This is a genomic window from Pseudomonas sp. (assembly GCF_041601375.1).
Lineage (GTDB): Bacteria > Pseudomonadota > Gammaproteobacteria > Pseudomonadales > Pseudomonadaceae > Aquipseudomonas.
The window spans coordinates 76,827-101,725 of sequence record NZ_JBFIIG010000001.1 but is presented as its reverse complement, the minus strand read 5'-3'; the positions used below and the strand labels follow the sequence as shown (position 1 = coordinate 101,725).

Here is a 24,899-nt window from a genome sequence, read left to right as displayed (position 1 = left end):
GGCGACGCCTCCATCGTGGCCTTTACCGTCAGCGTCGACGGCAGCGGCAACGTTACCCTCGATCAACTGCGTGCCCTGCAACACCCGGACGGCAGTGACCCGGATGACCCGGTCAGCGTCGCCGGCAGTGCCATCGCCCTGACCGCGACCATCACCGATGCGGATGGCGATCAAGCCAGCGCCAGCCTGAGCCTGGGCAACTTCCTGACCTTCCATGACGACGGGCCGACGGCCTTCTACCCCGACGGCATTCACGTCGTGCTGGGGGTGGAGGATCCAGCACCCACCACCGTGACCAAGTCGCTCAACTTCCTGGCTAATGCCGGGGCCGACGGGGTCGGCTCCATCGCCTTCACCATCACCGATGGGCAGGCATTTGTGGACCAGGACGGCAAACAGCTGTTCTTGGATAACGAGGAGTTGTTCCTCTTCTACGATGGGGATTCCCAGCACATCGAGGCCAAGACGCTCGATGGCGACGTGGCGTTTACGGCGCAGATCGATGCCAATGGCGACATGTCCATCACCATGTTCACTGGCAGCTTCATCAGCAACACGCAGATCACCAGTATCACCGATCTGTCCGGCATTGGCGGCGGCAACGTCCCGTTCAAGGGCCTGAACATCGGCAGTAATCAGAATCCCGACCCCGACGGTAGTGATGACGTGCTGGTTTCCTCGGAAATCATGCCGCTGGGTGGGAGTGCCGGCACGGTCAACAGCAGCGCCAACGAGCTGGGGGTGGGCCAGGGCAACGAAGTGTCCAACGGTGAGGTCATCCGCTATGACCTGGTCACCGGCCTGAGCATCAACACGCAGCACAATAACGAAAGTTATAGCTTTGGCGGCTACCAGCAGACCTTCGCCTTCCGCCAGAAGCTGACCGTTACCGGCGGCAGCAAGGATGCGGACTTCAAGCTGCGCATCTATGACACTTCCGGTAGCGCCTCAGGGGCCAACACCACACTGGTGGGCACCACGCCGCTGGCGCAACTGGTGTTGCTGGTAAGCGAAATCGTCATCTACGACTCCAACGGCAATGTGCAGAGCAATGCCAATCACGTCGCTCAGGACGGTTCCGGTGTGATTCTCTACAACCTGGGCAACGGCTGGACCTTCGAGATCGTCAGCGTGGATGGGCAGGGTAACCCGCAGGCGTTCAATGCCGTGGAAATCGAGGCGATCGAATCGACCAATGGCACTGTCGGCAGCGACGGAACCACGACCAGCTTCAAGCTGGGCGAGTTCTCCTTCGGTCAGGCCATCGATCTAGACCCGGTCACCTTCAGTCTGCCGGTGACCGGTACGGATGGTGACGGCGATTCGGTCAACAGCGCCATCGATGTGACGGTCTACCCGGACAGCAAGAGCATCGAGGGTACCGATCTGGCCAACCTGCTTGTCGGCGACGGGGGCGAGAACTACCTGTTTGGCTATGGCGGCAACGACACCCTGATCGGCGGCAGTGGCGACGACATCCTCCTTGGCGGGCTGGGCAACGACACCCTGACCGGTGGTGCAGGCGCCGATATCTTCAGGTGGCAGGCCGGTGAAACGGGCCACGATGTGGTGACCGACTTCGAACTGGGTGTCGACAGCCTGGACCTCAGCGATCTGCTGGTAGGCGAGGAGGTCAACCCCCTTGATCAGTATCTGAACTTCAGTTTCTCGATCACGGCCACCACCATCGAGGCCAGTGCGGAAGCCGGTGGCAGTGTGGTGCAGACCATCGAGTTACAGGATGTCACCGAAGCCGACCTGATTGCGCAATATGGCGGATCCGATGTGGCCACTCTGATCACCGGCATGCTGGGTGACGGCTCCCTGGTGGTGGATACCGTCTGAGCCTGAGCCACGAACAGGTCCGCCATTATTACCGCTGGCGGGCTTGTTCGCGGCTGAGCCGTTTTATGATCCACCAGTTGCCACATCGTCCATTTCAGCCCTGCCACGCCGCCGGTGCGCCGATCAGCCTGCCCATGGCGCCGTGGATGCCCAGATCCTTGAGCACCGTGAGTTCGCCCTCGGTCTCCACCATCTCGGCGATCAGCGGCAGGTCGATGCTGTGGGTGGTACGGAAGATGGCCTCGATGAACAGGCGTTTGTCGTTCTCCCGGTCGATGGCGCGGATGTAGCTGCCGTCGATTTTCAGGTAGGCCAGGCCCAGGTGGGTCAGGTTGCCGATCAGGCTGAAGCGCCCGCCGAAATGTTGCAGGCCGAGCTGAAAACCGGTGTCGCGGATGCGCTTGCTCAGGCTTTCGATTTCGGCAGGTCTGGGTAGGTGGTGCTCGTCCACTTCGAAGGTCAGCAGTTTGGCCAGCTGGGGGTGCTGTTTGAGCATCGCAAGCAGGCGCGCCAGGCTTTCCGGTTCGTGCAGGGTCTTGCTGGACAGGCTCAGGGCCAGGGGCTGCGGGTGCCGTGCGAGGTGCGCCAGGCAGTGTTCGAGCATGGTCAGGTCAAAGCGTGCGGACCAGCCCAGGCGCTCGATCCAGGGCAGGAAACGGCCGGCGACTATGGTTTCGCCCCGGGGGTCGAGTAAGCGTGCCAGGACCTTCTGATGCAGCACATGGCGGCGCTCGGCGCACTTCACCACCGGCTGGAAATACAGCTGCACTTTGTCATTGTGCAAGGCGTCGTCGATCAACTGGTGCCATTCATGCAGCCCTTGACCGGGCTGGCTGGCGAAATCGTTCAGGCGCCCCCAGGGCAGGCTCGGGTCGCTCTGCGCCTGGGCCAGGGCCTGATCGGCGCGGGGCAGTACCTGGCCGATGGTCTCGTCCGGCCTGAAGACGGTCATGCCGATGTGCGCCACCGGTGCGCAGTCGCTGGCGTCGGTTTGCCGCAGGTTGTCCAGGTCTTCGTGGAGTTCGCGCGCCAGTTGCTCGGCCTCCAAGCGGCCGTGGCCGGGCGCGAGCACGCTGAACTCACCGCCGCGACTGCGCGCGGCCAGCCAGTGGGCGCGGTTGGGCTGGTTGAGCAGGCGCTTGAGCAGTTCGGCGATGGCGACTAGCAGCGCATCGGTGCGCTGGCCGCCCCAGCGCTGGTTGAGGCCGGCAAGGTCATTGACCCGCAGTACGATCAGGTAGCCTTCGGTACTCTGTTCCGTGATCGTCAGCAGGTTGGTCAGGCGGATGTCGAACAGGCGTCGATTGGCCAGGCCGGTCAGGCTGTCCTGATAGGCCTCTTCACGCAGCTTCTCGCTGCGGGCGGCTTCTTCGGCGAACAGCGCCTTGAGCTTGTCCACCATCTGATTCATGGCCAGTACCACGCGCTTCAGTTCCGGAGTGCGCGGCACCTTGGGCAGGGTCAGGAATTCGCGGCGGGTAATGGCCTGAGCCTGCTGCACCATGTTGTCCAGGGGGCGCAACTGGCTGCGCAGCAGCCAGCCGCCGAGAATCGCACTGAGCAGGCCGCAGAACAGCAACCAGAGCAGGCTGCCAATGGCACTGTCCCATAGCTTGGCGATGGCGAACTGTGGGTGGCTCAGCACCTCGACCCGCGCCGCCTGTTCCCAGCCGCGCATGATCAGGGCCTCGCCGCCCTGGGGTCGCAGGTCGACCAGGCGGACGAACCAATTCGGCACCTGCTCATTTTCGATATCGCTCTGCCGCTCCACCATTACCCGCTCGTCGGGGATGCTGAGCACGCGGATGCTGGTGAAGTAGCCGCTGTCGAAAATCGAGCTGACCATCAGCTCGATCATCGCCGGGTCGTCCACGTGCGGCGTCAACGATAGGCCGAGGGCGGTGGCGGCGTCCTGGGCGTGAGAGTTCAACTGGCCGATCAAGTGTTCGCGGGAGTTTTCCACGCCAACGATGAAACTGCCGCTGAAGGCCACCAGCAAGAACAGGCAAATGGCGAGAAACAGTTGCTTGAGCAGGGACATGGCGTTCTCCTAGCCTTCGCCAATGGCGAAGCCTTCTGTGCGCATTTTTTCAATAAATCCTGCCAGCGCGAGAGTTTCTTGCGGTCGCTCTTGTTGCTGCGAGAACCCGGCAAATACCGGTCTTCGGCATTGAAGGCGTACACCGGCAGCAGGTCCTGGCGTCGTGAAGCGGGGCGGATTTGATTGATCAGCTTGTCCAGTACCAGGGGGGCGTCGGCCGGGTTGGCGTAATGGCTCGGCACCATGTGCGCCAGGTTCAGTTTCAGCGCCTTGACGTAGCTGATGTGCGGCTTTTCGCTGAAAATGCCGAGGCGGTGCAGGCGAAGGTTCCAGTCGTCCCAGGCGGCCCAGGCCCGGCTTAGCCCGAGGGGGGGCGGCAAGCGGCAGAAACAGGGCAAGCGCCGGCCAATGCCGACGCTGTTGCCATCCTGGAAGGCGCTGCCAAGGCTGCATCTACCGTTTCTCCGCCAATCATGGCAGGAGTTTAGGCGGCATCCCGCGGCTTTGCCGCGAGCTGTCCAGGGAGTTGTCCGCGAATATGAATTTTTGCGGGTCGGGCGGTCGATCGCCATTCTCGGGCAGTCTGTCAGTCAGGGGTTGTGAGCATATCGAGCGCCGCAGCGAGAGCATCCAGGTGTTCGCGACAAGGCGTCGCACCGTGCCGTGTGGGTTTCCGCTCGGCGTGCAGGGACAACCCGCCAGGATCTGTGTCGTGTCGGTGAGTCAGCGGCGCACTGCCTGAGGCAAGCAGTGCGTCTGCTCAATAGCGCAGGTGGTTAACGCGGGTTGGGCAGGGTTTTCTGTTTGAGGATGTAAATGCTCACCAACAGTGCGCTGGTCAGCATGACGGCGCGAGCCCAGAACAGGGGGACCAGATAGCAGGAGAGGGCGATGCTGAACCACATCAGGGCGATGCTGTAGACCTTGGCCTTGAGTGGGATGCCCTGGCCTTCGAGGTAATCGCGAACCCATGGGCCGAGCCTGGGATGCAGCACCAGCCACAGATAGAAACGCCTTGAACTGCGGACAAAGCAGGCCGCGGCCAGCAACAGGAACGGCGTGGTCGGCAAGACTGGCAGGAAGATCCCGATCACCCCCAGCGCCACGCACAGCCAACCCAGGGTCAGCAGTGCGCAGCGAATCAGCGGGTTACGCTGTTCCTTTATGTCACGCGCCATGGCCGTGGCGCGGACTCAATGGTGACGGGGTTTGAGCAGGGCTGGTTTCTCTTCCGGGGCATGGCACAGCAGAAACAGGGCGGTCAGCAGTTCGGGGATTTGCTCGACCATGCTGTCTACCAGGTCGCGGTCGCTGGCGATTTCGGCGAACTCTGGCTGCTCTTCGAACAGGCCGGAGGCGACCATGATCGGCAGTAGCAATTCGCTGACCTCGTCTTCGGCATCGTCGAACCAGGCGGCTTCACGCAGGAACACCCCTTCCATGAAGCCGATGCACCAGCCACGCAGATCGGAGTCGTCCGGGTCGTCGCCGAGGTCGAGCTCGCAAGGCACTTCCGGGTCGTCGTCGCTGGCCAGTTGGCGGGCGATATGAGTCTGCAGTTGCACCAGGGTGGCTTCGATATCGTCGCGTTCCTCGTCGCTGCGGTAATGCGGTGGCTCGGAGAACAGGGCATCGATCCACTCACGCTCCGGTACCGGGTCGGGACAGATCGACAAGGCGGTTAGGTAGCCGTGGGCGGCCACGTAGTCCAGAGCCTCTTCGTGCAGCTCATCGGCGTCGAGGAAGGCTTGCAGGCGGGACAGTTGCTCGGCGAAGGACATCGTGGGGCTACCTTGAAGAAGTAAACGAGGATGGATTCTAGTCCAGACCTGCTGCAGCAGCCATAGTTCTAGAAGAATGTGCAGCGAAAAAACAGATCAAAACTCAGTCCGGCAAGCAGGTGCGTATAATGCGCGGCTCGTTTCGGAGACCTTTCATGCTCGACCACGCACTGCGCATCCTCAAAGACGTTTTCGGTTATGACAGCTTCCGTGGCCGCCAGGGGGCGATCATCGAGCGCGTGGCGGGCGGCGGCGACGCCCTGGTGCTGATGCCGACTGGCGGGGGCAAGTCGCTGTGTTTTCAGGTGCCGGCCTTGCTGCGCGAGGGTTTGGCGGTGGTGGTGTCGCCCCTGATCGCCTTGATGGACGACCAGGTCGCCACCCTCGACGAGTTGGGGGTGGCGGCAGTGGCCCTGAATTCCACCCTGAATGCCGAGCAGCAGCGCGAGATCGCCGAGCGGATCAATCGCGGCGAGATAAAAATGCTCTACCTGGCCCCGGAACGCCTGGTGCAACCGCGCATGCTGGCGTTCCTGCAGCGCCTGGATATCGCCCTGTTCGCCATCGACGAGGCGCATTGCGTGTCGCAGTGGGGGCATGACTTCCGCCCGGAATACCTGCAATTGGGCCAGTTGGCCGAGCTGTTTCCCAATGTGCCGCGCATCGCCCTGACCGCCACGGCGGATATGCGCACCCGTGAAGAAATCGTCCAGCGCCTGCATTTGCACGACGCCGAGCGCTTCCTCTCCAGTTTCGACCGGCCGAACATCTTCTATCGCATCGTGCCCAAGGATCAGCCGCGCAAGCAGTTGCTGGCCTTTCTCGCCGAGCGCAAGGGCGATGCCGGCATCGTCTACTGCCTGTCGCGCAAGAAAGTCGACGAAGTCGCGGCCTTCCTCTCCAGCCAGGGTTTTCCGGCGTTGCCCTATCACGCCGGTTTGCCCAGCGACCTGCGCGCCTACCACCAGAAGCGCTTCCTCAACGAGGAAGGCCTGATCATGGTGGCGACCATCGCCTTCGGCATGGGCATCGACAAGCCGAACGTGCGTTTCGTCGCCCACATGGACCTGCCCAAATCGCTGGAGGCCTATTACCAGGAAACCGGTCGTGCCGGCCGTGATGGCCTGCCGGCGGATGCCTGGATGGCCTATGGCCTGCAGGATGTGTTGCTGCTCAAACAGATGCTCAACAACTCCGAAGGCGACGAGCGGCACAAGCGTCTCGAGCAGCACAAGCTCGATGCCATGCTCGCGCTCTGCGAGGAAACCCGCTGCCGGCGGCAGACGCTTTTGGCCTACTTCGATGAGGACATGCCGAATCCCTGCGGCCACTGCGACAACTGCATCGATGGTGTGCAGACCTGGGATGCCACCGAGCCGGCGCGCCAGGCACTATCGGCGATCTACCGCAGCGGTCAGCGTTATGGTGTCGGTCATCTGGTCGACCTGCTGCTCGGCCGCGATAACGAGAAGGTGCGCGCCCCGGGCCATCAGCACCTGTCGGTATTTGGCGTCGGCAAGGCATTCAGCGAGGGCGAGTGGCGCTCGCTGTTCCGCCAGCTGGTGGCGCGCGGCCTGGCCGATGTCGACCTCGAGGGCTATGGCGGCCTGCGTCTGTCCGACAGCTGCCGGCCCTTGTTGCGCGGTGAAGTGACCCTGCAATTGCGCCGCGATCTGAAGCCGCAGCACACGGCGAAAGCCTCCAGCAGTGCTGCCAGCCAGCTGGTTCGCGGCGACGAGCGCGAGCAATGGGAAGCCCTGCGCACGCTACGGCGCAAGTTGGCGGAGGAGCACGCGGTGCCGCCCTATGTGATCTTCCCCGATGCCACCCTGCTGGAAATGCTCCGCAGCAAACCCGTCAGCCTGGCCGAAATGGCCCAGGTCAGCGGAGTCGGCGCGCGCAAGCTGGAACGCTACGGCGAGGCCTTCCTCGACGTGCTGGGCGGTAATGCCGAGGCGCCGCCGGTGGTGGCCGACCTGCGGCATGAACTGGTCAGCCTGGCCCGTGCCGGCATGACCCCGTTGCAGATCGCCAGCCAACTCCAGTGCAGCGAGAAGAACGTCTACAGCCTGCTGGCCGAGGCCATCGGCCAGCAGCAGCTTTCCCTGGAGCAAGCCCTGGATCTGCCGGAAGAGCTGCTCGGCGAGATCCAGGATGCCTTTCTCGATGGTGAAGGCGAGCTGCCGCCGGTGGCCGACGTCAGCAGCTTGTTCGTCGGGCGCGCCGAGGATGGCGTGTTGTACTGCGTGCGTGCCGCATTGCAGGCCGAGTTCGGCGCCTGAGTCCGCGGCGTCTTCAACTGCAGGCGGATCTTCGACCGTTTTGGCCGGCTTTTACCTCCCTCGGGGGCCGGCGCGAGTGTCTGGCGCTGGCTTTTCAGCCCCCGCCGAGGATGACCGGTGTGTGACAGGGTGAAGTATTGAACGACTTCAGGGACTTGCTCTCGAGGTTGCGGTTATGGTTAGCTCACTAATAATTAGATTTTGATAGTTAAAGAGCCGTTTAGCCATGTCGCAGTCACAGTTGGATCCACATCGTTTTGCCATGCAATTAGCCCAGTTATCCCGCTCCTGGCGCGCCGAACTCGATCGTCGTCTGGTTGGGCTTGGTCTGTCACAGGCACGCTGGCTGGTGCTCTTGCATCTGTCGCGCTTCGAGGAGCTGCCGACCCAGCGTGAGCTGGCGCAGAGTGTGGGGGTCGAAGGGCCAACCCTGGCCCGGCTGCTCGATAGCCTGGAAGCCCAGGGTCTGGTCAGCCGACAGGCAGTGCCGGAAGATCGCCGCGCCAAGAAAATCGCCCTGAGCCCGCCAGCGCAACCGTTGATCGAAAAGATCGAGGCTATTTCCACCCAGCTGCGTAAAGAGCTCTTCGCCGGCATCGACGAAGAAGAGCTACGCCGTTGCCAGCTGGTGCATGCCCGGATTCTGAGTAATCTGGAAAAGCGCTGATGGGGCAGGATCTACCGGACTTGCAGGCGCGTTTCGGTGCGAACTATCCGCGCTGGCTACTGGGCATCCTGATGATCGGCAGCATGGCCATGGTGCTGGCTTCGACCAGCATCAACGTGGCCCTGCCAGCGATCATGCTGGATTTTTCAATTGGCCGGCCGCAGGCGCAGTGGTTGTCCACCGGTTTTCTCGCGGCCATGACCGCCGGTCTGTTATTGGCCGCTTGGGCGCATTCGCGTTTTGGCGCCAGGCGCACCGCGCAGCTCGGCCTGTGGCTGTTCGTGTTCAGTTCATTGCTGGCACTGGTGGCCCAAGAGGCCTGGCAGCTGATTGCCCTGCGCATCGTCCAGGGCCTGTGTGCCGGCATCGTCCAGCCGTTGGCGATGGTGCTGATCTTTCGCGTATTCGTGGGCGGCGGCCGGGGCATGGCCTTGGGTTTCTACGGCCTGGGGGTGATGGTTGCGCCAACGTTGGGGCCGACCATCGGCGGCTATCTGGTCGACCACTTTGGTTGGGGCGCCGTGTTCTGGATGCCATTGCCCATGTGCGGCCTGGCGCTGCTGGGTGGGCAGTGGCTATTACCCAGTCGGCGGGAAAAAACCATACCTTTGCTGGATGTCGGGGCTTTCGTTTTGCTCTGCGTGGGGCTGTTTGCCTTGCTCGGCGCCCTGGCCGAGGCCCAGCGCTTTGCCTGGCTGGCGCCACGGGTATGGTTGCCAGCGCTGCTGGGTACGCTGGCCCTCATCGGTTTTTTCACCCGTAGTTGGCGTAGCGCCAAACCGCTGCTGCCGTTGCATTTGTGGCGGCATGCCGGTTTTCGCAATGCCAGCTGGGTGGCCCTGACCCTGGGCATGGGCCTGTATGGCTCGACCTATCTGATTCCGCTGTACCTGCAAACGGTCGAAGGCTACAGCGCCGGGCGCGCCGGTTTGCTGCTGTTGCCCGCCGGGGTACTGATGGGGGCCGCTTCCTTTGTCGGTGGCTGGCTCAGCGATAGGCAGTCGGCGGCCCTGCTGCTGGTCAGCGGTTTGCTGATTTTCGCCTTGTCTGCCGGCGGATTCGGCTGGATCGAGCAGGGCGCTTCGTTCGCCGTCCTGTGCTTTTGGGCCTCTATCGGGCGGGTCGGGCTCGGGCTGCTGTTGCCGGCGCTGAGCACCGGGTCGCTGGATATCCTCAGCGCGCAGGAGTTGGCTCTGGGCGCCGGAGCCATCACCTTCGTTCGTCAGCTGGGCGGGGCATTTGGCGTCAATTTGCTGACGTTCTTTCTCGAGTGGCGCCATGGCCGTGAAGGGGGCGACCTGGCAGCCGAGGCCGTGGCGTTCCAGCAGAGTTTCTGGCTGATGGCGGCGGTCTTTGCCCTGACCGTGCTGGCGGCTTGGCGCGTGCGCTCGCCAAGGCACTGAGGACCCGCATGCAGCCTGGATGCGGGGATGGTCATTTTATTGACTGCTGCCCGTTGCTTTTGCGTATGATGGCTACCTGCCTTATCGTTGCGCCTGCACTAACAGGTCGTCTGCTAAGGCATGCAGGCTGGTAGATCATGGCCATACTCATTCATCAACCGGGCTCGACACGGAGTGTTTCCCGGATGGAAGAATTTGCTGCACCCACTGTTTTCACCACTGATGGAGACGCACGCCAACGCGTGGGGTGGTGTAACGACTCGGGAGCGGAGTCAGCGGGAGAGTTCATATGTCTCGGGTCCGGCAATTGTTGTTCGGTCTTGCTTCAAGCTCGGCATTCTATTCTGGCGTAGTGCCAGCCTTGGGTCTGGGCGAAATCACCCTGCATTCGGCGTTGAATCAGCCACTGGAGGCTGAAATCGAATTGTTGCAAGTCGCCGATCTGTCCAGCAGTGATCTGTTGGTGCGGTTGGCATCTGCCGATGTATTCAGCCGCTCCGGCGTCGATCGCCTGTTCTTTCTCAACGATCTGCGTTTTACCCCTTTGCTGCGAGGCGGCAACAGTGTGATTCGTGTGGTGTCGAGTCAGCCGGTGCGTGAGCCCTATTTGAATTTCATCGTCGAAGTGGCACGGCCCAATGGTGCGCTGCTGCGCGAATACACCCTGCTGCTCGATCCACCTGGTTCATCGGCCTACCGCTCCGTCGCTACCGTGCCTGAGGTACGGGCAGCTTCCGTGCGCCCGGCGGTTTCGCCATCGCCAGCAGCTGCCGCTGCGCCGCGCGTCATGCCGATCGCCGAGGCGGGGGTGCGTTATCAGGTTGTCAGTGGCGACAGCCTGTGGAAGATCGCCGCAGACTTGCGTGCTGCCGGTAGCCAGGCACCGCAGCAAGCGCTGATGCGCGATATCCACGCGCTCAATCCGCAGGCATTCAGCCGTGGCGATATCAACCGCCTGCGGACCGGGGCCGACCTGCTGCTGCCGGATGCCGCCCAGGCGTATAGTGCGCCGATCGCCGAGGTCAGTGCCGAGGCAGTAACTACCACCCTCGGTGCGCCAGCTCTGACGCCTGGCGAGCCGCCAGTCGACCCGCAGGTCGAACAGATGGCACAAATGCAGCTGCGCCTGGATCAGGAGCTGCTCAGTCAGGCCGAGGAAAACCTCAAACTACAACAGAGCATCACTGATCTGCAGGCGCAGTTGCAGCTGTTGCAGGCACAGATGAGCGATAAGGATCGACAGCTGGCCGCGTTGCAAAGCCAGTTGGTGGAACGTCCCGCGCTCACGCAATCGTCTTTGCCGCCTGCTGCCGTGGCAGAGCCGTCGGTGCTTGAGTCGAACGAGGCGTCGAGCCGCAACTGGTTCAGCGCCGGTGTGGCTGCTCTGGCCTTGCTGCTGGTGGCGCTGCTCGGGTTGTTCTGGCGCAGCCGGCACAACCGGAGCCCGCTGTCAGCACCCAAGCAACAAGCCCAACCAGTGCCCGAGCCAGAGCCCGCGGCGAGCGTACCCGAGCCAGTCGTGCCACCGCTACGCAGCCTTCCTTTGGTCGCTCCTGTCGATCAGGCAGCTGCAGTCGGTCCTGCCGATGCACTGGAGGGTGCGAATATCTACATCGCCTATGGCCGCTTCGGTGAGGCCGCGGTAATCCTGCGCAAGGCGCTTGAGATTCAGCCCGAGCGCAGCGATATTCGCTTCCGACTGCTGGAGGTGTTGGCCCAGCAGGGCAATGCCAAGGCCTTCCTCGAGGAGGAAGCGAAGCTGCGCAGTGCCGGTTTCACGGCGGCGCGTATCGATCAGCTCAAGGCGCGTCATCCCGGATTGCTCGATGCCGCGGTGATGGCCGAGACGTTGGACGATGCGGTGTTGGTGCTGGACGAGGCGCAGTTGCAAGCACCAGTGCAAGCGGATGCAGCGCTGGAGGAGGATTCCCCGCTCAATCTGGATGATCTGTCGCTGGATGCGGATTGGGATCTGGTCAGTCCGTTTCCAACCAGCATGCGTAAAAAGAGTGCTGTCTCGACACCAGAGGTTTCCGAGCATGGCGAGCTGCCGGAGGTTTTTGCGTCGTCGGGTAATCGCGATGCACGCAGTCCTTTCGCCCAATCGATGCTGGTTGAAGAAACAACTGCAGGCGACTGGTTGCAGGACGATCTGGCCGAAGGCTTCCTCGATCAACCCTCTGCCGATGACGGCGAGTTGTTGCACGACCTCGATCAGTTGGCCGGTAGTCACGATAACCTGGCCAAACTCAACCTGGCATTGGCCTACATCGATCAGGGCAGTCTGGAAAACGCGTGCAATATCCTCAATGAAGTCATCAACGATGGGGATGACGAGCAGAAGCAGGAAGCCCGCGAACTGCTGGCGAAAATTGCCTGAATAGAGGGTTCGGCTGGCCACTGACTGATCGGGGCGCCACCTGGAAAGGCCCGCTTACCTGCGCAAGGTAAGCGGGCCTTTTTACCCTGCAGTCTGGGAGCTGTTGCCGGGCGGGGGTATCATGATTTTTTTGCGTAGGCAGAGTGGTTTATGTCCAGCAGCAAGGTTGAAGTGACCATCACCTATTGCAGTCAGTGCCAGTGGCTGTTGCGCGCGGCCTGGTTGGCCCAGGAGCTACTGTCGACCTTCGCCGATGATCTTGGCAAGGTCAGCCTGCAGCCTGGCACCGGTGGCGTGTTTCGCGTTACCTGTGATGGCGTGCAGCTATGGGAACGCAAAGCCGACGGTGGTTTTCCCGAAGCCAAGGTGCTCAAGCAGCGCTTGCGCGACTTGATCGATCCGGCACGGGATCTTGGCCACAATGATCGTCCGAACGGTGCCTGATCATTCGGTCAGCTTTTCTGTTCTTTGACTTGCTCTCTGGCCGCCCCAGCGCTAGGGTTGCCCGCTCTGTCGGCTAGTTGTCAGGATGTTGGATTTTTAGTGAAAACCTCAAATTGAACGTGCCGTCCAGGGCCCTGCTGTTGCTGGCGCTGGTGGTCGCGGCGATCAATCTGCGCCCCGGTATCACCTCGCTGGCGCCGCTCATCGAGCGGATTGCCGATGAGCTGGCATTGAGCCGGAGTCTGATCAGTCTGACCACGGCATTGCCGGTCCTGTGCATGGGCTTGCTGGCGCCTTTCGCGCCGCGCCTGGCGCTGCGGGTGGGGCTGGAGCGCACCATCGCCTTGTGCATGGGGTTGATCTCGGCCGCCTTGCTGATGCGTCTGGCCGGCCAGTCCAGTGTTGTCCTGATTGTCAGTGCGGTGCTGCTGGGGGCTGCCATTGCCATTACCGGGCCGCTACTGTCGGGGTTTATCAAGCGCCACTTTGCCGCTCAGATGGGTACCGTGGTCGGCTGGTATTCCCTGAGCATGGCCATTGGCGGTGCTTCCGGTGCCGTACTGACGGCGCCAGCCGCGCAACTGTTCGGCGATAGCTGGCCGCGAGGGCTGGCGGTTTGGGCTTTGCCCGCGTTGTTGGGGTTGCTGTTGTGGTTGTGCCTGCCCAGTCGCGCGGAGGCTGTGGATGCTGCGGAAGCCGGCAGCGGTTTGCCATGGAAGCAACCGCGGGCCTGGTTGATCAGTGGCTTTTTCGCGCTTCAGGCCGGGCTGTTCTATGCCCTGGCAACCTGGGCGGTGGCACGTTACCACGAGGCGGGTTTGACCCTGTTGCATAGCAATGCGCTGTTCAGTATCTCGATGTTGATGGGCATGCCCAGTGCGTTCCTGCTGCCCTGGTTGGCCCAGCGTTTCGGCAATCGCTATACCTTGTTGGTCGCCTGCGGCCTGTTGTCGTCCCTGAGCCTGGCAATGATCACCTTCGTGCCAACCTTCGTGCCGGAGCTGTGGGCGGTCTCCATCGGCTTGGCGCTTGGCGGTTCATTTGCCCTGTCCCTGGTGCTGCCGTTGTACGAGGCGGGCTCGCCATTGGCGGTCAGTCGCTGGACCGCGATGATGCTCTGCATGGGTTACAGCATGGCGTGTCTGACACCGGTTCTGACCGGGCTGGCGCGCGATCTTGCCGGTCACTATCAGCTACCGTTCATGGTGCTGACCGGCCTGGCCCTGTCGAAGACGGCGCTGGCCTGGGTCCTGCGCAACGGCCCGCGCCATTCTTGATCAGACGGGTGTGAGCGTTTTTCACAAGCTCTTAAGGTTTAGGCTGGCGATACAGGTCGATCAGCACCTGGTCGAGAATCGATGACGCGCCCCAGGGTCGCTGATCATTGAGAATCGCCACCACCGCCCAGCTGTTGCCATTGCTGTCGCGGCTGTAGCCGGCGATGGCGCGGACATTGTTCAGGGTGCCGGTCTTGATATGCGCCTCGCCGGCCAGGGCGGTGCGGTGCAGGCGTTTACGCATGGTGCCGTCCATGGCCACCAGCGGCATGGAGCTGATGAATTCGGCGGCATAGGGGCTTTGCCAGGCAGCCTGCAGCAGTTGCGCCAGTTCGCGCGCGCTGACGCGTTCGTCACGCGACAGGCCGGAGCCATTCTCGATCACCAGGTGCGGTGCGGTAATGCCCTTGCGCGCCATCCAGCTGCGGATCACCCGCTGGGCGGCCTTGGCATCGTCGCCGTCGGCCTCGTTGCGGAACTGCGCGCCGAGGCTCAGAAACAGCTGCCGGGCCATGGTGTTGTTACTGTATTTGTTGATGTCACGGATGATCTCCACCAGGTCCGGGGAGAAGGTACGAGCAAGCAGGCGGGCCTTGTCCGGCACCTCGGCGAGGCGATCCGTGCCGAGGATCTTGCCGCCCAGTTCCTGCCAGATGGCCCGTACGGCGCCGGCGGCGTAGCTGGGGTGGTCGAGCAGGGACAGGTAGGTTTGCGAGCTGCAGCCCTCTGCCAGTTTGCCGCTGACGATCACGGTAGTGCCGTCGAACTGTTTCACCGGGTTGTAGCGCACATCCGGCCAGCCTGGGCATTTGCCTGATGGCAAGGCCTCGACCCGATTGTCGATGCGGATCTCGGCGATCGGTGGTTCGACGGAGATGTGCACCTTGCCGCCGTCGGTGCGGGCGACGAAGCGCAGCGCCTTGAGGTTGACCAGCAAAGAGTCGGGGGTGACCAGATAGGGCTTGTTGGTATCGCCGCCGTCATCGTTGAAGGTCGGCAGTTCGGGCTGGTTGAAGTGGCTGCGATCGAGCACCAGATCGCCGCTTATCTGATGCACACCGTTGGCGCGCAGATCGCGCAGCAGCAACCAGAGCCGCTCCAGGTTCAGCTTGGGGTCGCCACCACCTTTGAGGAACAGATTGCCGTGCAGCACGCCGTCCTTCAGTGGGCCATCGCTGTAGAACTCGGTTTTCCACTGGTGCGTTGGGCCGAGCAGTTCCAGTGCGGCAAAGGTGGTCACCAGCTTCATGGTCGAGGCCGGGTTGACCGACACGTCGGCGTTGAAGAAGGTGCTGGTGCCTGGCCCGGTCAGTGGCAGGGTGACCACCGACAGGGATTGGCTGCTGATCTTGTTGGCTTTCAGCGCTTGCTGGACCTTGACCGGCAGGCTGCCGTTGATGGCGGCATGCAAGGGCAGGGCGAGCGGCAGGAGCAAACCGGCGATGGCCAGCTTGCGCAAGGTGTTGGTCATGGGTAGATGCCCTCCAGCTGAGGGGGGTGGCTATAACGAGCGATATGCACGGAAGGTCCCGTCGAGGTTGTGTGATCTGCTGCACATTATGCCTCAGGGCCTTCCTGCCCGCGCGGCTCTGTGACCGACATAAATGTTCACTCGGAGGGCTGGTCGGTGCGGCGCCTGTCGCCTGACTGGCAGAGAGGCGGGCAATTCGCACGGCAAGCTGCTAAAGTGCCGCGCGTTATCACTTTTGAGGATTGTTCCATGGCTACTAACCGTTCCCGCCGTCTGCGCAAAAAACTCTGCGTGGATGAATTCCAGGAGCTGGGTTTTGAGCTGAACCTGAACTTCAAAGACGATCTGGCCGAAGAGGCCATTGACGCATTCCTCGATCAGTTTCTGCGTGACGCCATGACCGCCAACGGTCTTGGTTATGTCGGCGGCGATGACTATGGTCTGGTGTGCCTGGCCAAGCGTGGCTCGGTCAGCGAAGAACAGCGTGCCCAGGTCGAAGCGTGGTTGAAAGGCCGAGATGAGCTGGTCGACGTGACTGTCAGCCCGCTGATGGACGTTTGGTACCCGGAAAGCACCATCAATACTCCGGCCAGTACTCCGGCCTGATGTCTGCCGGCTGGGCATGCAATGTGCCCAGCCGTCGTTTCACCGTCTCTGCGGCCTCCGCGTTCCTCCCCTTGTCCACGACAGTCTAATTGGGCGAGAACATCTCACTGCCCGCGGATGCCTGGTCTGCTAGTCCGGCCTTGCTCAGCACTGCCTGTTCATCCACCTCGTCGATCTGTTGCGCTTGCATGAAGTGTTCGGCGTAGCGCCGATAGATTTTCCTGCGGACGAACAAGCCAAACAGCTCCGGGTCTATGTGCGCGTCTTGGCACATGCCGGCCATGATGTGCAGTGACTCCGAGAGCCGCTTGCCCTTTTTGTAGGGGCGATCCGCGGCGGTCAACGCCTCGAAAATATCGGCTATCGCCATCATGCGTGCCGGCAGGCACCTCGAAGCGCATGCGCACTTCGTGGATGCGATCGTAGAGGGTTTCCAGCTTGGTCGCCTTGTCGACCACGTATTCGGGCGTGGTGACCTTGCCGCAAACATGCAGCCAGGCGGCTATACGCACGCCTCCCATTCATCGTCGCTGGGCCGGTAGTCGCGAAATACCGGGTCGTCGCTGTTTGCCGCCGCGCGGGCCAGCATCAGGGTGATTTCCGGCACGCGCTGCCAGTGGTCGCCGGCATGGGGACTCTTGGCGTCGATGGCGCCGGCGATCAGCTGAAGGCATTGAGCAGCCGTTTCTGCCGCTCCAGCAGGCGCTGACGGTCAATGCACAGTGCCGCCACGCCGGACACCGCCTCGACGAATGCCACGCACTCGGGGCTCTGCATGGTCAGATCGGATGGCCGGCCGCGGTCGCGGTGCAGCAGCACCAGGACGCCCAGCCTATCGCCCTGGCGGTTGTGCAGGCCGGTGGCAACCAGGTGGACGCGCGGGCTGTCGAGGGTTTGCAGCAGGCTTTGGTAATCACCGGCCTGATCGAAGCCCAGCGAGGCGATGCTGCTCTTGTCACCGTTGGGCGGTTGCTGCAGCCAGCTGGGCACTTGGCTGGCGGCCTTGTCGTAGCCCCGAATGCCATGCTGGTCGAGGCTGTGCTGCGTGCCGTCGAGAAACAGGCCGTAAGGCTGCAGGCGCCCGCTGTCGGCGTCTAGCAGGTAAATCAGGCCGCCGTTGGCCGCGCTGATGGCCACGGTTTCTCGCAGGATCCGTTCCAGCAGGGTATCGAAGCGGGTTTCGCCGGAGAGGCTGGCGGAGATGTCGAGGAAGCTGGCAATGGTCTCCTTCATCTGCTCCATGGATTCAGCCAGTTGATCCACTTCCAGCACCGGCGAGTGACTGCTGGGCGGGTAGTCGAAGTCGAAACGGCGGATGGCCTCGGCCTTGAGCACCAGCGCGCGCAAGGGTTTGGCCACAATTCGCGAAGCCAGCCAGCCCAGGGGTAGGCACAGCAGCAAGACGGTCAGCGTGATCAGTGCGCCTTGCCAGCGGATGCGATAGGCGTCGGCCAGCAGTTCGTCTTCCGGCACCAGCAGCGCCAGGTGCAGACCTTGCGGTCCGCCCTCCTGGATATGGCTGCGCGAGACGACCCAGCGTCGTTTGCTCAGCTCCAGAATGCCCTGGTGCGGCGCGTCCAGGCCATCGGCCAGGAGGGTCGCGAGTTCCGGGCTGAGATCGCGGGCCGGGGTCAGCTGCGCTTGGTCGCCTTGCATCAGTAGCAGGCGCGTGCTGTCTGGGTAGGCCACGGTGTTGCCCTTGGCATCGAACAGGATGACTTGGCTGTTGGCCGTGATCCGGTGCTGGGCCAGGGTCGTGGAAATGTCGGAAAGGGTCAGGTCCGCGGCCAGAACGCCGCTCGGTCCGGCACGCCTGGCCAGGGTGGTGCCGACTTCCCGGGTGGAGAAGAACACATAGGGTGCGGTGGTTATCAGCTCAGCCTGGCTGCTGGCGCTCAGGTACCAGCTGCGGCTGCGTGGATCGAAGGATTCCAGGGGGCGTTGCTGCTGGCTGATGAGGTTCAGCGCTTCGTCGAAGAACAGGTAATGGGCCTCGACTCCGGTTGCGCTGCGCTCGATGGACCAGACCTGATAGCTCGCCTGTTCGGGTGCCGCCAGTAGCTGCTTCAGGGTCTCGCTGCGTAGCGGCCGCAGCATGAAAAAATCGCCGTCCGCATAGCCGAGGTGCAGCGAGGCCAGTTTGGGGTTGTCACGCAGGGCCTGGGCCAAGGGTTCCAGCAGTTTCAGGCGGCCCTGAAGATCGCTCGCCTGGGTGTCGCGGTTGAGCACCAGCAGGCTGAGCAGCTGGTCGATGGGTTGGTAGGTGTGGTGCAGGTCCTTCTGCACGTCCTGCTGGATGCGCTCGAACAGCTTGGCGCTGCTGGAGAAGATGATCCGCGAGTTCTGCTGGTAGTTGAATAGCCCCAGCACTATGCCGATCAGCAATAACAGCAAGGTGAACAACACGCTTATATGTATGTGCAGCGGGAAGCGGCGGTCGTGGGGCCGGGTAATTCTGGGCATCGCACGTCTCTCCGTGAATGACGCTGCGGACTCGGGAAGCATAGTGAAGGGGCGGCAGGGTTGCCTGCTAAAAGCGAGTAATTATCAAAAACCTGTGCTTAAAGGTTGGGTAAAAAATCGAGCGCCGTCGCGGGGCCGCCTTCAGGCGATTGCAGTATGCGAGCGTTGTCACAACCTCTCGGAGCGGCTGTGCGCATCTACCGGCTCGAGGTTCCTGCTCAAGGGTTTCGCTGCGGCGCGGCAACGCGCTTCGCGTGCTTGTCCAGCAACTGACTCAGGCCGTGCATGAGCAGCGCGACGAACAGTGCCAGCACCACGCCGAACAGGGCGTTGAGCAAGCGCACCTCGGCCAGGTGCCAGTCCTGTGCGAGGCTTTCGGCGAGCAGGACGAAGCAGACGCTGGTTTGCAACACGAACAAGCCGTAGTGGTTGGCCTGTATGGCGCGGCAGAGGGTGATCAGCGGCAGCAGGGTGGCGACCATCAGCGGCGGATCCTGCAGGCTGTGCCCGAACAGAATCAGTAACCCGGCAGCGGCCAGGCTGGCCAGGCTCGCTTGCAGGGCGCGCACCAGGCTGCCCTGGAACTCCAGCTGCAGGGTGGTCACCACGGTCAAGGTCAACCAGTAGCCGCGTTCCAGACCGGCCAGGTTGACGACCACGCCAGCGAGCGAGAAGGCCAGGGTGCAAGCCAGCGCATGCAGGCGCCACTGCTGCCGGGGCAGGCGTTTGGCGTGACGCTTGAGGACCTTGAGCAGGCTGACGAAGCGCGGCATGTATGGCCACATGCGCAGGCCGTGCATGCCGCGCAGGCCGAACGCCAGGAGCATCACCCAGAGACCGCCGAGAATGAACAGCATGGCGATGGCCAGCGGTTTATCCAGGTTGCCCAGACCTTGCTGACCCTGGCCCAGGCACAGGCATACGGCCAGGCCTATGCCGAGTTTACCGGCCTCGCTACCGAAGCGTTGCAGCCATGCGAGCAAGAAGCCGAAGGCGCCGAACAGGCCGAGGCTGATCAGCGGATCGTTGGCCGCCCAGAAACCCAGGCCGGCGCTGCAGGCGCCAAGACCGATGAGCATCAACATGCGCAGCATGCCCAGGCGGTGCAGGGGGTTGGCCTGGGCGGCCTGAAAGGCGCCGACCGAGGCCCAGAGAAAGCCTGGGTGGGCGCTGAACAAACCGAGCAGCAAGGGCAGGGCGCAGCCGAAGCCGGCGACCATCGCCGGCCCCCAGGCTGGCGGTCCGGCATGCCAGCTGAAGGTCTTCCGTAGCACGCTTTTCATGGATTACACCGGACTCATGGATTACACCGGACTCATGGATTACACCGGGCTTGAGCGCCCCGTCATTTCACGGGCCATTTCAGTAGCGTAGCTGTCGGTCATGCCGGCGATAAAGTCGATCATGCGCAGAAACGAGGTATACAGCGATCCGTGCGGATCCGGAGCGTTGTTGCCGAGCAGGTCGAGGATACGCCGGTGCTTGAACGATGGCGTACGCCCGCCGTGCTGCTCCAGTGCGGCGCCACAAAAGGCGTTGAGGAGGATTTCCAGGGTGGTGTAGGCGCCGATCTCGTGCAGGGTCTTGCGTTTGTCCTGGAAGATCTTCTCCCGCGCCATGTCCTTGGCGCTCTGCACGCAGCGCTTGGCGGTGCCATGCATGTGCTCGACCAGGTCGCCCTGCAGGGTACCGGCAAGCAGGGCGTCCTGCTGTTCGACGAAGGCATGGGCCGCGGCATTGGTCAGGTGTTCGATGGCCTTGCCGCGCAGGATCGCCAGCTTGCGCCGCTTGGAATCCTGCGGGCCAAGCTGGCGGTAGGTTTCCGGCAGGTCGTCACCGACCAGGTCGAGCAGCAGGGCCTCGACTTCGCGGTAGTCGAGCAGTTCCATCTCCAGGCCGTCTTCCAGGTCGATCAGGCCGTAGCAGATGTCGTCCGCCGCCTCCATCAAATAGACCAGCGGATGGCGCGCCCAGCGCTGTTCTTCCAGTTGCGGCAGGCCGAGCTTGTGGGCTATCTGTTCGAGCAGTGGCAGTTCGCTCTGGTAGCAGCCGAACTTGTGCTTCTTGTAGCCGAGTGCTTCGGCGTGACGCGCGGTCCAGGGGTACTTCAGGTAGGTGCCGAGGGTTGCATAGGTCAGCCGCGTACCGCCGTCGAACTGGTGGTATTCCAGCTGGGTGAGCACGCGAAAACCCTGGGCGTTGCCCTCGAAACTGAGAAAGTCGCCGCGCTCGGCTTCGCTCATCGCCTCCAGCCAACCGCGTCCCGCGGCTTGCTGGAACCAGTGGCGAATCGCATCCTCGCCCGAATGGCCGAACGGCGGGTTGCCGATGTCGTGGGCCAGGCACGCCGACTGCACGACCATGCCCAGATCGCTCGGTTCGCACCAGGCGGGCAGCTCGGAGCGGATCATCTCGCCGACGCACATGCCCAGCGAGCGCCCGACGCAGCTGACTTCCAGCGAATGGGTCAGGCGCGTGTGGATGTGGTCGTTGCTCGACACCGGGTGCACCTGGGTCTTGCGTCCCAGGCGGCGAAAGGCGCCGGAAAAGATGATCCGGTCATGATCTTTGTGGAAGGGCGTGCGGCCCAATTCATCGGCGCTGTGCGTCGGTTTACCGAGTCGTTCGCGGTTGAGCAGTGTTTGCCAGTCCAAGGCCAGTCCTCGCCATTCAGTGGCAGATGGTCCCTAGCTTCGGGGTTCGCGCGACTGCCTGCAAGGGCAAACTCTGCGGCATGCGGGCAAAGCCTGGAACATCGGCTAATCCGCGTGCGGCTAGCGGGTCGGGTATAGCGTTGCTAAGGTCAAATCAGGATGCGTAGGGAATCTTGGCGTCGGTGCGCCTCCGCTATATGAATGGAACCACCAACGCGGTTCGGTGGGCTCGATGTCAGTCGCTGGATGAAGCGGTTTCCGCTCAAGAGGTGGGTGTATGAACAATGCAATCGTCTTGCTCGCTCGGCTGTTTCTCGCACATATTTTTCTGCTGGCCGGATTCAGCAAGATCACCGGCTACGCCGGCACGCAGGGTTATATGGAAAGCATGGGCGTCCCCGGCGCACTGCTGCCGCTGGTGATCGTCCTGGAAATCGGCGGCAGTCTGGCAGTGATCTTCGGTTTTCTCACCCGTTGGGCGGCGCTGGCGCTGGCCGCGTTCTGCGTGGCGTCGGCGGTGATCTTTCATCGCAACTTCGACGAGCAGATGCAGATGATCCTGTTCATGAAGAACTTCGCCATGGCCGGCGGTTTTCTGCTGCTCTACGTGCAGGGCCCTGGCGCCTTCAGTATCGATGCCTGGCGCGCTAAATAAGGCGTCGGGACGACCGTTGGCGGGCGCCGTCAGCGTGGCCTGATCCGCTCGGCGAGCACGCTGCCGTCATGCAGCAGGCGGTCGCGTACCTAAGCGGTCGCGTACCTAAATAGGGTCACCGACCCGGAGCGAATGATCGAGGCGTGGAGAACCACGCCTCATGGGGGGTGAAAATATCGAGCGCAACAGCAGGCGAGAGTTTTTCCCGCGTGCGTGTTATGGCTCAACCAGGCAAGAGCGTGCCAGTTGCACGCTTATGGGGCTTCAGCCTCGCTGCCAGTGTTGCGCGGCGGGTTGCGCCTGAGCAGCGGGAAGGCGATCAGGGCGACGCGCAACCAGCGTCGCCAGTTGCCGCGGCGCACCCCGAGGGTTGCCAGCAGCAGGGCGCCGCCGGCGACCCAGAGCGGGGCGTTGCTGTTGCTCAGCTGTTCACGCCAATGGCTGCTGAAGTGCTGCACCTGCCGCAGCGGTTGCAGGATCACCAGGGTTTCATGGCGCAGTTCCTGACGGTGCATTTCCAGTCGCAGGCGTAGCATGGCTTTGCGCAACTCGCTGCGCGAGGCCTTGGCGGGCAGTTCGGGTAGGCTCATGGCAGCAGTTGCTCGCGGTCGCGGGCCAGTTCTTCGAGGCTGGCGCTGAACGGTGGCGGGGCATTGCGCAGCTGTGTCAGCAGGCGCAATAAGCAGATCAGCAGGCCCAGGGCATAAGTCGCGCACAGGAGAATGATCACGGTCAGTCGATGGCTGTCCCAGAAGTTGATCAATAACGCAGCGGACAGGCCGATTACCAGGAGCAAGCCAAACACCAGGCTCAGGCTGGCCAGTATCAGCAGGCGAAGCGTATGGCTTTGCTGTTCTTTCAGCTCCTCGCCAAGCAGTGCGACATGACCATGCACTAAACCGAGCAGAGCACCGGCAAAGCGCCGCGGCGAGGCGCCGCGGCTGGGGGTGGATGGTGGAGCGTCCATGTCTTCTCTCATCAGCGCCGGGTGATCAGCATGCCCAGCAACAAGCCGATGGCGGCGGCAACGCCGAGCGTCTGCCAGGGATGGGTCTGCACATATCCCTCGGTTGCCTGGACCGCGGCCTTGCCGCGATCACGCAGCGAGTCTTCTGCATTGTGCAAGGTGGAGCGGGCGCGACCAAGGCTGGTGCGGATCTGATCGCGTAGCTCTTCGGCTTGCTCACCAACCAGGCTGGCCGAATGCTGCAGCAGTTTTTCGGTGTCGGTAACCAGTGCCTGAAATTCGTTGAGCAGTTCGTCCTGGCTTGTTGAGTTTGCGTTATTACGGGGCATCGGGTTTCTCCTTGAACGGTTCTGTTCAGTGTAGAAGGTTCGAGTGTGGGGCTGGGGGTTGGGTTCCTTCTCTATATGGTCGGGATATGGCCGGGCGGTTTTTACCTGCGGATCGACGTGTGCTGGTACAGCGCTTGCATTGTACTGGTGCACGCCTTTGGCCGAGTGCTCTTTTATGGGGCCTGGTAGGGGTCGGTTTGGATGCCACGGTGCATTTATAAGTCACTGATAAATAAAGATTAAGTTCCTATTGTGCAGTTTCAGGTGGGGCAGTTTTGGTGCCCTGTATGGCTGTGCTACATGAAGCAGGTCGCTCGATGTGCCGCCAGATGGTGCGACGTCGGTCATGAGTGACCTGCTTTGGTGCGTATTCCCTAACCACGGAGTTTTCTTCGCTGATGGAAGACATCAATAGTGCTGTGGAAACCCTGATTCACGGCTCCAATACCCTGTTTATCCTGCTTGGGGCAGTCATGGTGCTGGCCATGCACGCCGGTTTTGCCTTCCTCGAGGTGGGTACGGTTCGCCAGAAGAATCAGGTCAATGCCTTGTCGAAGATAATCTCCGACTTCGCCGTGTCGGCCCTGGCCTATTTCTTTATAGGCTATTGGATCGCTTATGGCGTGACTTTCCTCGAACCGGCGAGCGTGCTGACCGAAGGCAATGGCTATGCCTTGGTCAAGTTCTTCTTCCTGATGACCTTCGCCGCAGCGATCCCGGCGATCATCTCCGGTGGTATCGCCGAGCGCGCCCGGTTCGGTCCGCAACTGTGCGCCACCATTCTGATCGTGGCCTTCGTCTATCCGTTCTTCGAAGGCGTGATCTGGAACGGCAACTACGGCGTTCAGGCGTGGCTCGAGGCACAGTTCGGCGCGCCTTTCCATGACTTCGCCGGCTCGGTGGTGGTGCATGCGATGGGCGGCTGGCTGGCTCTGGGGGCGGTGCTGTTGCTGGGGCAGCGTAACGGGCGCTATCGCGATGGCAAGCTAGTGGCATTCGCGCCGTCGAACATTCCCTTTCTCGCCCTGGGCTCATGGATCCTGATCATCGGCTGGTTCGGCTTCAACGTGATGAGCGCGCAGACCCTGGGTGGCGTCAGCGGCCTGGTGGCGGTCAATACACTGATGGCGATGGTCGGCGGTACCGTGGCGGCCTTGCTGGTCGGGCGCAATGACCCGGGCTTCCTGCACAACGGCCCGCTGGCCGGCCTGGTGGCGGTGTGTGCCGGCTCCGACCTGATGCACCCGGTCGGCGCCTTGGCCACTGGCGCCATCGCCGGGGCGCTGTTCGTCTGGGCGTTCACCGCGACCCAGGTCAAATGGAAGATCGACGACGTGCTCGGCGTCTGGCCGCTGCACGGTTTGTGCGGCGTCTGGGGCGGGATCGCTTGCGGGATCTTCGGTCAGCAGGCTTTGGGCGGCCTGGGCGGCATCAGCCTGAGCAGTCAGTTGGTCGGTACCGCGCTCGGCGTTGTGGTGGCGTTGCTCGGTGGCTTGCTGGTGTATGGCGTGCTCAAGGTGCTGGTCGGCATCCGCTTGAGTCAGGAAGACGAGTTCAATGGCGCCGACTTGTCGATCCACAAGATCGGCTCGGTCAGCGAAGACTGATCAAAAGCGCTCCAGACCGCAAAAAGC

General features: G+C 62.5%; 19 protein-coding genes and 2 pseudogenes. 10 read left to right on the top strand and 11 right to left on the bottom strand.

Going from position 1 to position 24,899, the window contains the following annotated elements; all coding sequences use genetic code 11:
• Positions 1-1,845, top strand: a 1,845-nt coding sequence (locus ABZE94_RS00475) for a DUF5801 repeats-in-toxin domain-containing protein (protein WP_372873571.1), incomplete at its 5' end; no start/stop codon positions are given.
• Positions 1,846-1,939: 94 nt separating this feature from the next.
• Here the strand turns inward: ABZE94_RS00475 and lapD are convergent.
• The 4 genes and pseudogenes from lapD to ABZE94_RS00455 form a co-directional block, all read right to left on the bottom strand.
• Positions 1,940-3,886, bottom strand: coding sequence for a cyclic di-GMP receptor LapD (lapD, locus tag ABZE94_RS00470; RefSeq protein WP_372873570.1), 1,947 nt, complete (start codon positions 3,884-3,886; stop codon positions 1,940-1,942).
• 9 nt (positions 3,887-3,895) lie between these two features.
• Positions 3,896-4,206, bottom strand: a pseudogene (locus tag ABZE94_RS00465) (hypothetical protein); the annotation flags it as partial.
• Positions 4,207-4,662: 456 nt separating this feature from the next.
• Positions 4,663-5,064 carry a YbaN family protein gene (locus ABZE94_RS00460; RefSeq protein WP_372873569.1) on the bottom strand — a complete coding sequence of 134 codons (402 nt, stop codon included), beginning with the start codon at positions 5,062-5,064 and terminating at the stop codon, positions 4,663-4,665.
• A 15-nt stretch (positions 5,065-5,079) separates the two neighbouring features.
• On the bottom strand, positions 5,080-5,667 hold the full coding sequence (locus ABZE94_RS00455; RefSeq protein ID WP_172147461.1) for a YecA family protein: 588 nt from the start codon (positions 5,665-5,667) through the stop codon (positions 5,080-5,082).
• Between the two features lie 155 nt (positions 5,668-5,822).
• On the opposite strand from ABZE94_RS00455, the gene recQ reads away from it, so the two are divergent.
• The 6 genes from recQ to ABZE94_RS00425 all read left to right on the top strand — a co-directional run bounded on the left by recQ (position 5,823) and on the right by ABZE94_RS00425 (position 14,120).
• Positions 5,823-7,949, top strand: coding sequence for a DNA helicase RecQ (gene recQ / locus ABZE94_RS00450; protein ID WP_372873568.1), 2,127 nt, complete (start codon positions 5,823-5,825; stop codon positions 7,947-7,949).
• Between the two features lie 262 nt (positions 7,950-8,211).
• A complete protein-coding gene (locus tag ABZE94_RS00445; protein ID WP_372873567.1) occupies positions 8,212-8,616 on the top strand; it encodes a MarR family transcriptional regulator in 405 nt (134 codons plus the stop codon).
• Complete coding sequence (locus ABZE94_RS00440) at positions 8,616-10,019, top strand: DHA2 family efflux MFS transporter permease subunit (RefSeq protein WP_372873566.1); 1,404 nt, start codon at positions 8,616-8,618, stop codon at positions 10,017-10,019. The genes ABZE94_RS00445 and ABZE94_RS00440 overlap by 1 nt, the downstream gene beginning before the upstream one ends.
• Before the next feature lie 352 nt (positions 10,020-10,371).
• On the top strand, positions 10,372-12,399 hold the full coding sequence (locus ABZE94_RS00435) for a FimV/HubP family polar landmark protein (RefSeq protein WP_372873575.1): 2,028 nt from the start codon (positions 10,372-10,374) through the stop codon (positions 12,397-12,399).
• Positions 12,400-12,549: 150 nt separating this feature from the next.
• Positions 12,550-12,843, top strand: a complete 294-nt coding sequence (locus ABZE94_RS00430) for a SelT/SelW/SelH family protein (protein ID WP_372873565.1) — start codon at positions 12,550-12,552, stop codon at positions 12,841-12,843.
• 113 nt (positions 12,844-12,956) lie between these two features.
• Positions 12,957-14,120, top strand: a complete 1,164-nt coding sequence (locus tag ABZE94_RS00425; RefSeq protein WP_372873564.1) for a CynX/NimT family MFS transporter — start codon at positions 12,957-12,959, stop codon at positions 14,118-14,120.
• Between the two features lie 31 nt (positions 14,121-14,151).
• Here the strand turns inward: ABZE94_RS00425 and dacB are convergent, their stop codons facing one another.
• Entirely contained in the window at positions 14,152-15,591 is a 1,440-nt protein-coding gene (dacB, locus tag ABZE94_RS00420) for a D-alanyl-D-alanine carboxypeptidase/D-alanyl-D-alanine-endopeptidase (protein WP_372873563.1), read from the bottom strand.
• 249 nt (positions 15,592-15,840) lie between these two features.
• Here dacB and ABZE94_RS00415 point away from each other — a divergent pair, with 249 nt between their 5' ends.
• Positions 15,841-16,197, top strand: a complete 357-nt coding sequence (locus ABZE94_RS00415) for a YggL family protein (protein ID WP_372873562.1) — start codon at positions 15,841-15,843, stop codon at positions 16,195-16,197.
• An 85-nt stretch (positions 16,198-16,282) separates the two neighbouring features.
• Here the strand turns inward: ABZE94_RS00415 and ABZE94_RS00410 are convergent.
• The 3 genes and pseudogenes from ABZE94_RS00410 to ABZE94_RS00400 form a co-directional block, all read right to left on the bottom strand.
• Positions 16,283-18,660: pseudogene (locus ABZE94_RS00410) on the bottom strand (HD domain-containing phosphohydrolase).
• Between the two features lie 218 nt (positions 18,661-18,878).
• Entirely contained in the window at positions 18,879-19,943 is a 1,065-nt protein-coding gene (locus ABZE94_RS00405) for an FUSC family protein (protein WP_372873561.1), read from the bottom strand.
• A 39-nt stretch (positions 19,944-19,982) separates the two neighbouring features.
• The gene (locus tag ABZE94_RS00400; protein WP_372873560.1) at positions 19,983-21,314 is read right to left on the bottom strand and encodes a deoxyguanosinetriphosphate triphosphohydrolase; all 1,332 of its coding nucleotides are present in this window, start codon (positions 21,312-21,314) and stop codon (positions 19,983-19,985) included.
• Positions 21,315-21,591: 277 nt separating this feature from the next.
• Between ABZE94_RS00400 and ABZE94_RS00395 the strand changes: the two genes are divergently transcribed.
• The gene (locus tag ABZE94_RS00395; RefSeq protein ID WP_372873559.1) at positions 21,592-21,969 is read left to right on the top strand and encodes a DoxX family protein; all 378 of its coding nucleotides are present in this window, start codon (positions 21,592-21,594) and stop codon (positions 21,967-21,969) included.
• A 254-nt stretch (positions 21,970-22,223) separates the two neighbouring features.
• Here ABZE94_RS00395 and ABZE94_RS00390 read toward each other — a convergent pair whose 3' ends face one another.
• Genes ABZE94_RS00390 through ABZE94_RS00380 form a run of 3 tightly spaced genes read right to left on the bottom strand, consistent with a single transcriptional unit; the run spans position 22,224 to position 23,265 of the window.
• Positions 22,224-22,559: a hypothetical protein gene (locus tag ABZE94_RS00390; RefSeq protein WP_372873558.1), complete on the bottom strand. Its 336-nt coding sequence runs from the start codon at positions 22,557-22,559 to the stop codon at positions 22,224-22,226.
• The gene (locus tag ABZE94_RS00385; RefSeq protein ID WP_372873557.1) at positions 22,556-22,936 is read right to left on the bottom strand and encodes a phage holin family protein; all 381 of its coding nucleotides are present in this window, start codon (positions 22,934-22,936) and stop codon (positions 22,556-22,558) included. The genes ABZE94_RS00390 and ABZE94_RS00385 overlap by 4 nt, the downstream gene beginning before the upstream one ends.
• Before the next feature lie 11 nt (positions 22,937-22,947).
• Positions 22,948-23,265, bottom strand: a complete 318-nt coding sequence (locus ABZE94_RS00380; RefSeq protein ID WP_372873556.1) for a YqjD family protein — start codon at positions 23,263-23,265, stop codon at positions 22,948-22,950.
• A 398-nt stretch (positions 23,266-23,663) separates the two neighbouring features.
• Between ABZE94_RS00380 and ABZE94_RS00375 the strand changes: the two genes are divergently transcribed.
• Positions 23,664-24,872 (top strand): ammonium transporter, encoded by a 1,209-nt coding sequence (locus ABZE94_RS00375; RefSeq protein WP_372873555.1) that lies wholly within the window; start codon positions 23,664-23,666, stop codon positions 24,870-24,872.
• Positions 24,873-24,899 lie beyond the last annotated feature (27 nt).

Excerpts from the sequence above, each read along its gene's own strand:
- ABZE94_RS00445 (WP_372873567.1), top strand. The coding sequence starts at position 8,212 with ATGCAATTAGCCCAGTTATCCCGCTCCTGGCGCGCCGAACTCGATCGT.
- ABZE94_RS00405 (WP_372873561.1), bottom strand. The coding sequence starts at position 19,943 with ATGAAAAGCGTGCTACGGAAGACCTTCAGCTGGCATGCCGGACCGCCA.
- ABZE94_RS00415 (WP_372873562.1), top strand. The coding sequence starts at position 15,841 with ATGGCTACTAACCGTTCCCGCCGTCTGCGCAAAAAACTCTGCGTGGAT.
- ABZE94_RS00375 (WP_372873555.1), top strand. The coding sequence starts at position 23,664 with ATGGAAGACATCAATAGTGCTGTGGAAACCCTGATTCACGGCTCCAAT.
- ABZE94_RS00430 (WP_372873565.1), top strand. The coding sequence starts at position 12,550 with ATGTCCAGCAGCAAGGTTGAAGTGACCATCACCTATTGCAGTCAGTGC.
- ABZE94_RS00440 (WP_372873566.1), top strand. The coding sequence starts at position 8,616 with ATGGGGCAGGATCTACCGGACTTGCAGGCGCGTTTCGGTGCGAACTAT.
- ABZE94_RS00455 (WP_172147461.1), bottom strand. The coding sequence starts at position 5,667 with ATGTCCTTCGCCGAGCAACTGTCCCGCCTGCAAGCCTTCCTCGACGCC.
- ABZE94_RS00380 (WP_372873556.1), bottom strand. The coding sequence starts at position 23,265 with ATGCCCCGTAATAACGCAAACTCAACAAGCCAGGACGAACTGCTCAAC.
- ABZE94_RS00390 (WP_372873558.1), bottom strand. The coding sequence starts at position 22,559 with ATGAGCCTACCCGAACTGCCCGCCAAGGCCTCGCGCAGCGAGTTGCGC.
- dacB (WP_372873563.1), bottom strand. The coding sequence starts at position 15,591 with ATGACCAACACCTTGCGCAAGCTGGCCATCGCCGGTTTGCTCCTGCCG.
- lapD (WP_372873570.1), bottom strand. The coding sequence starts at position 3,886 with ATGTCCCTGCTCAAGCAACTGTTTCTCGCCATTTGCCTGTTCTTGCTG.
- ABZE94_RS00395 (WP_372873559.1), top strand. The coding sequence starts at position 21,592 with ATGAACAATGCAATCGTCTTGCTCGCTCGGCTGTTTCTCGCACATATT.
- ABZE94_RS00385 (WP_372873557.1), bottom strand. The coding sequence starts at position 22,936 with ATGGACGCTCCACCATCCACCCCCAGCCGCGGCGCCTCGCCGCGGCGC.
- ABZE94_RS00460 (WP_372873569.1), bottom strand. The coding sequence starts at position 5,064 with ATGGCGCGTGACATAAAGGAACAGCGTAACCCGCTGATTCGCTGCGCA.
- recQ (WP_372873568.1), top strand. The coding sequence starts at position 5,823 with ATGCTCGACCACGCACTGCGCATCCTCAAAGACGTTTTCGGTTATGAC.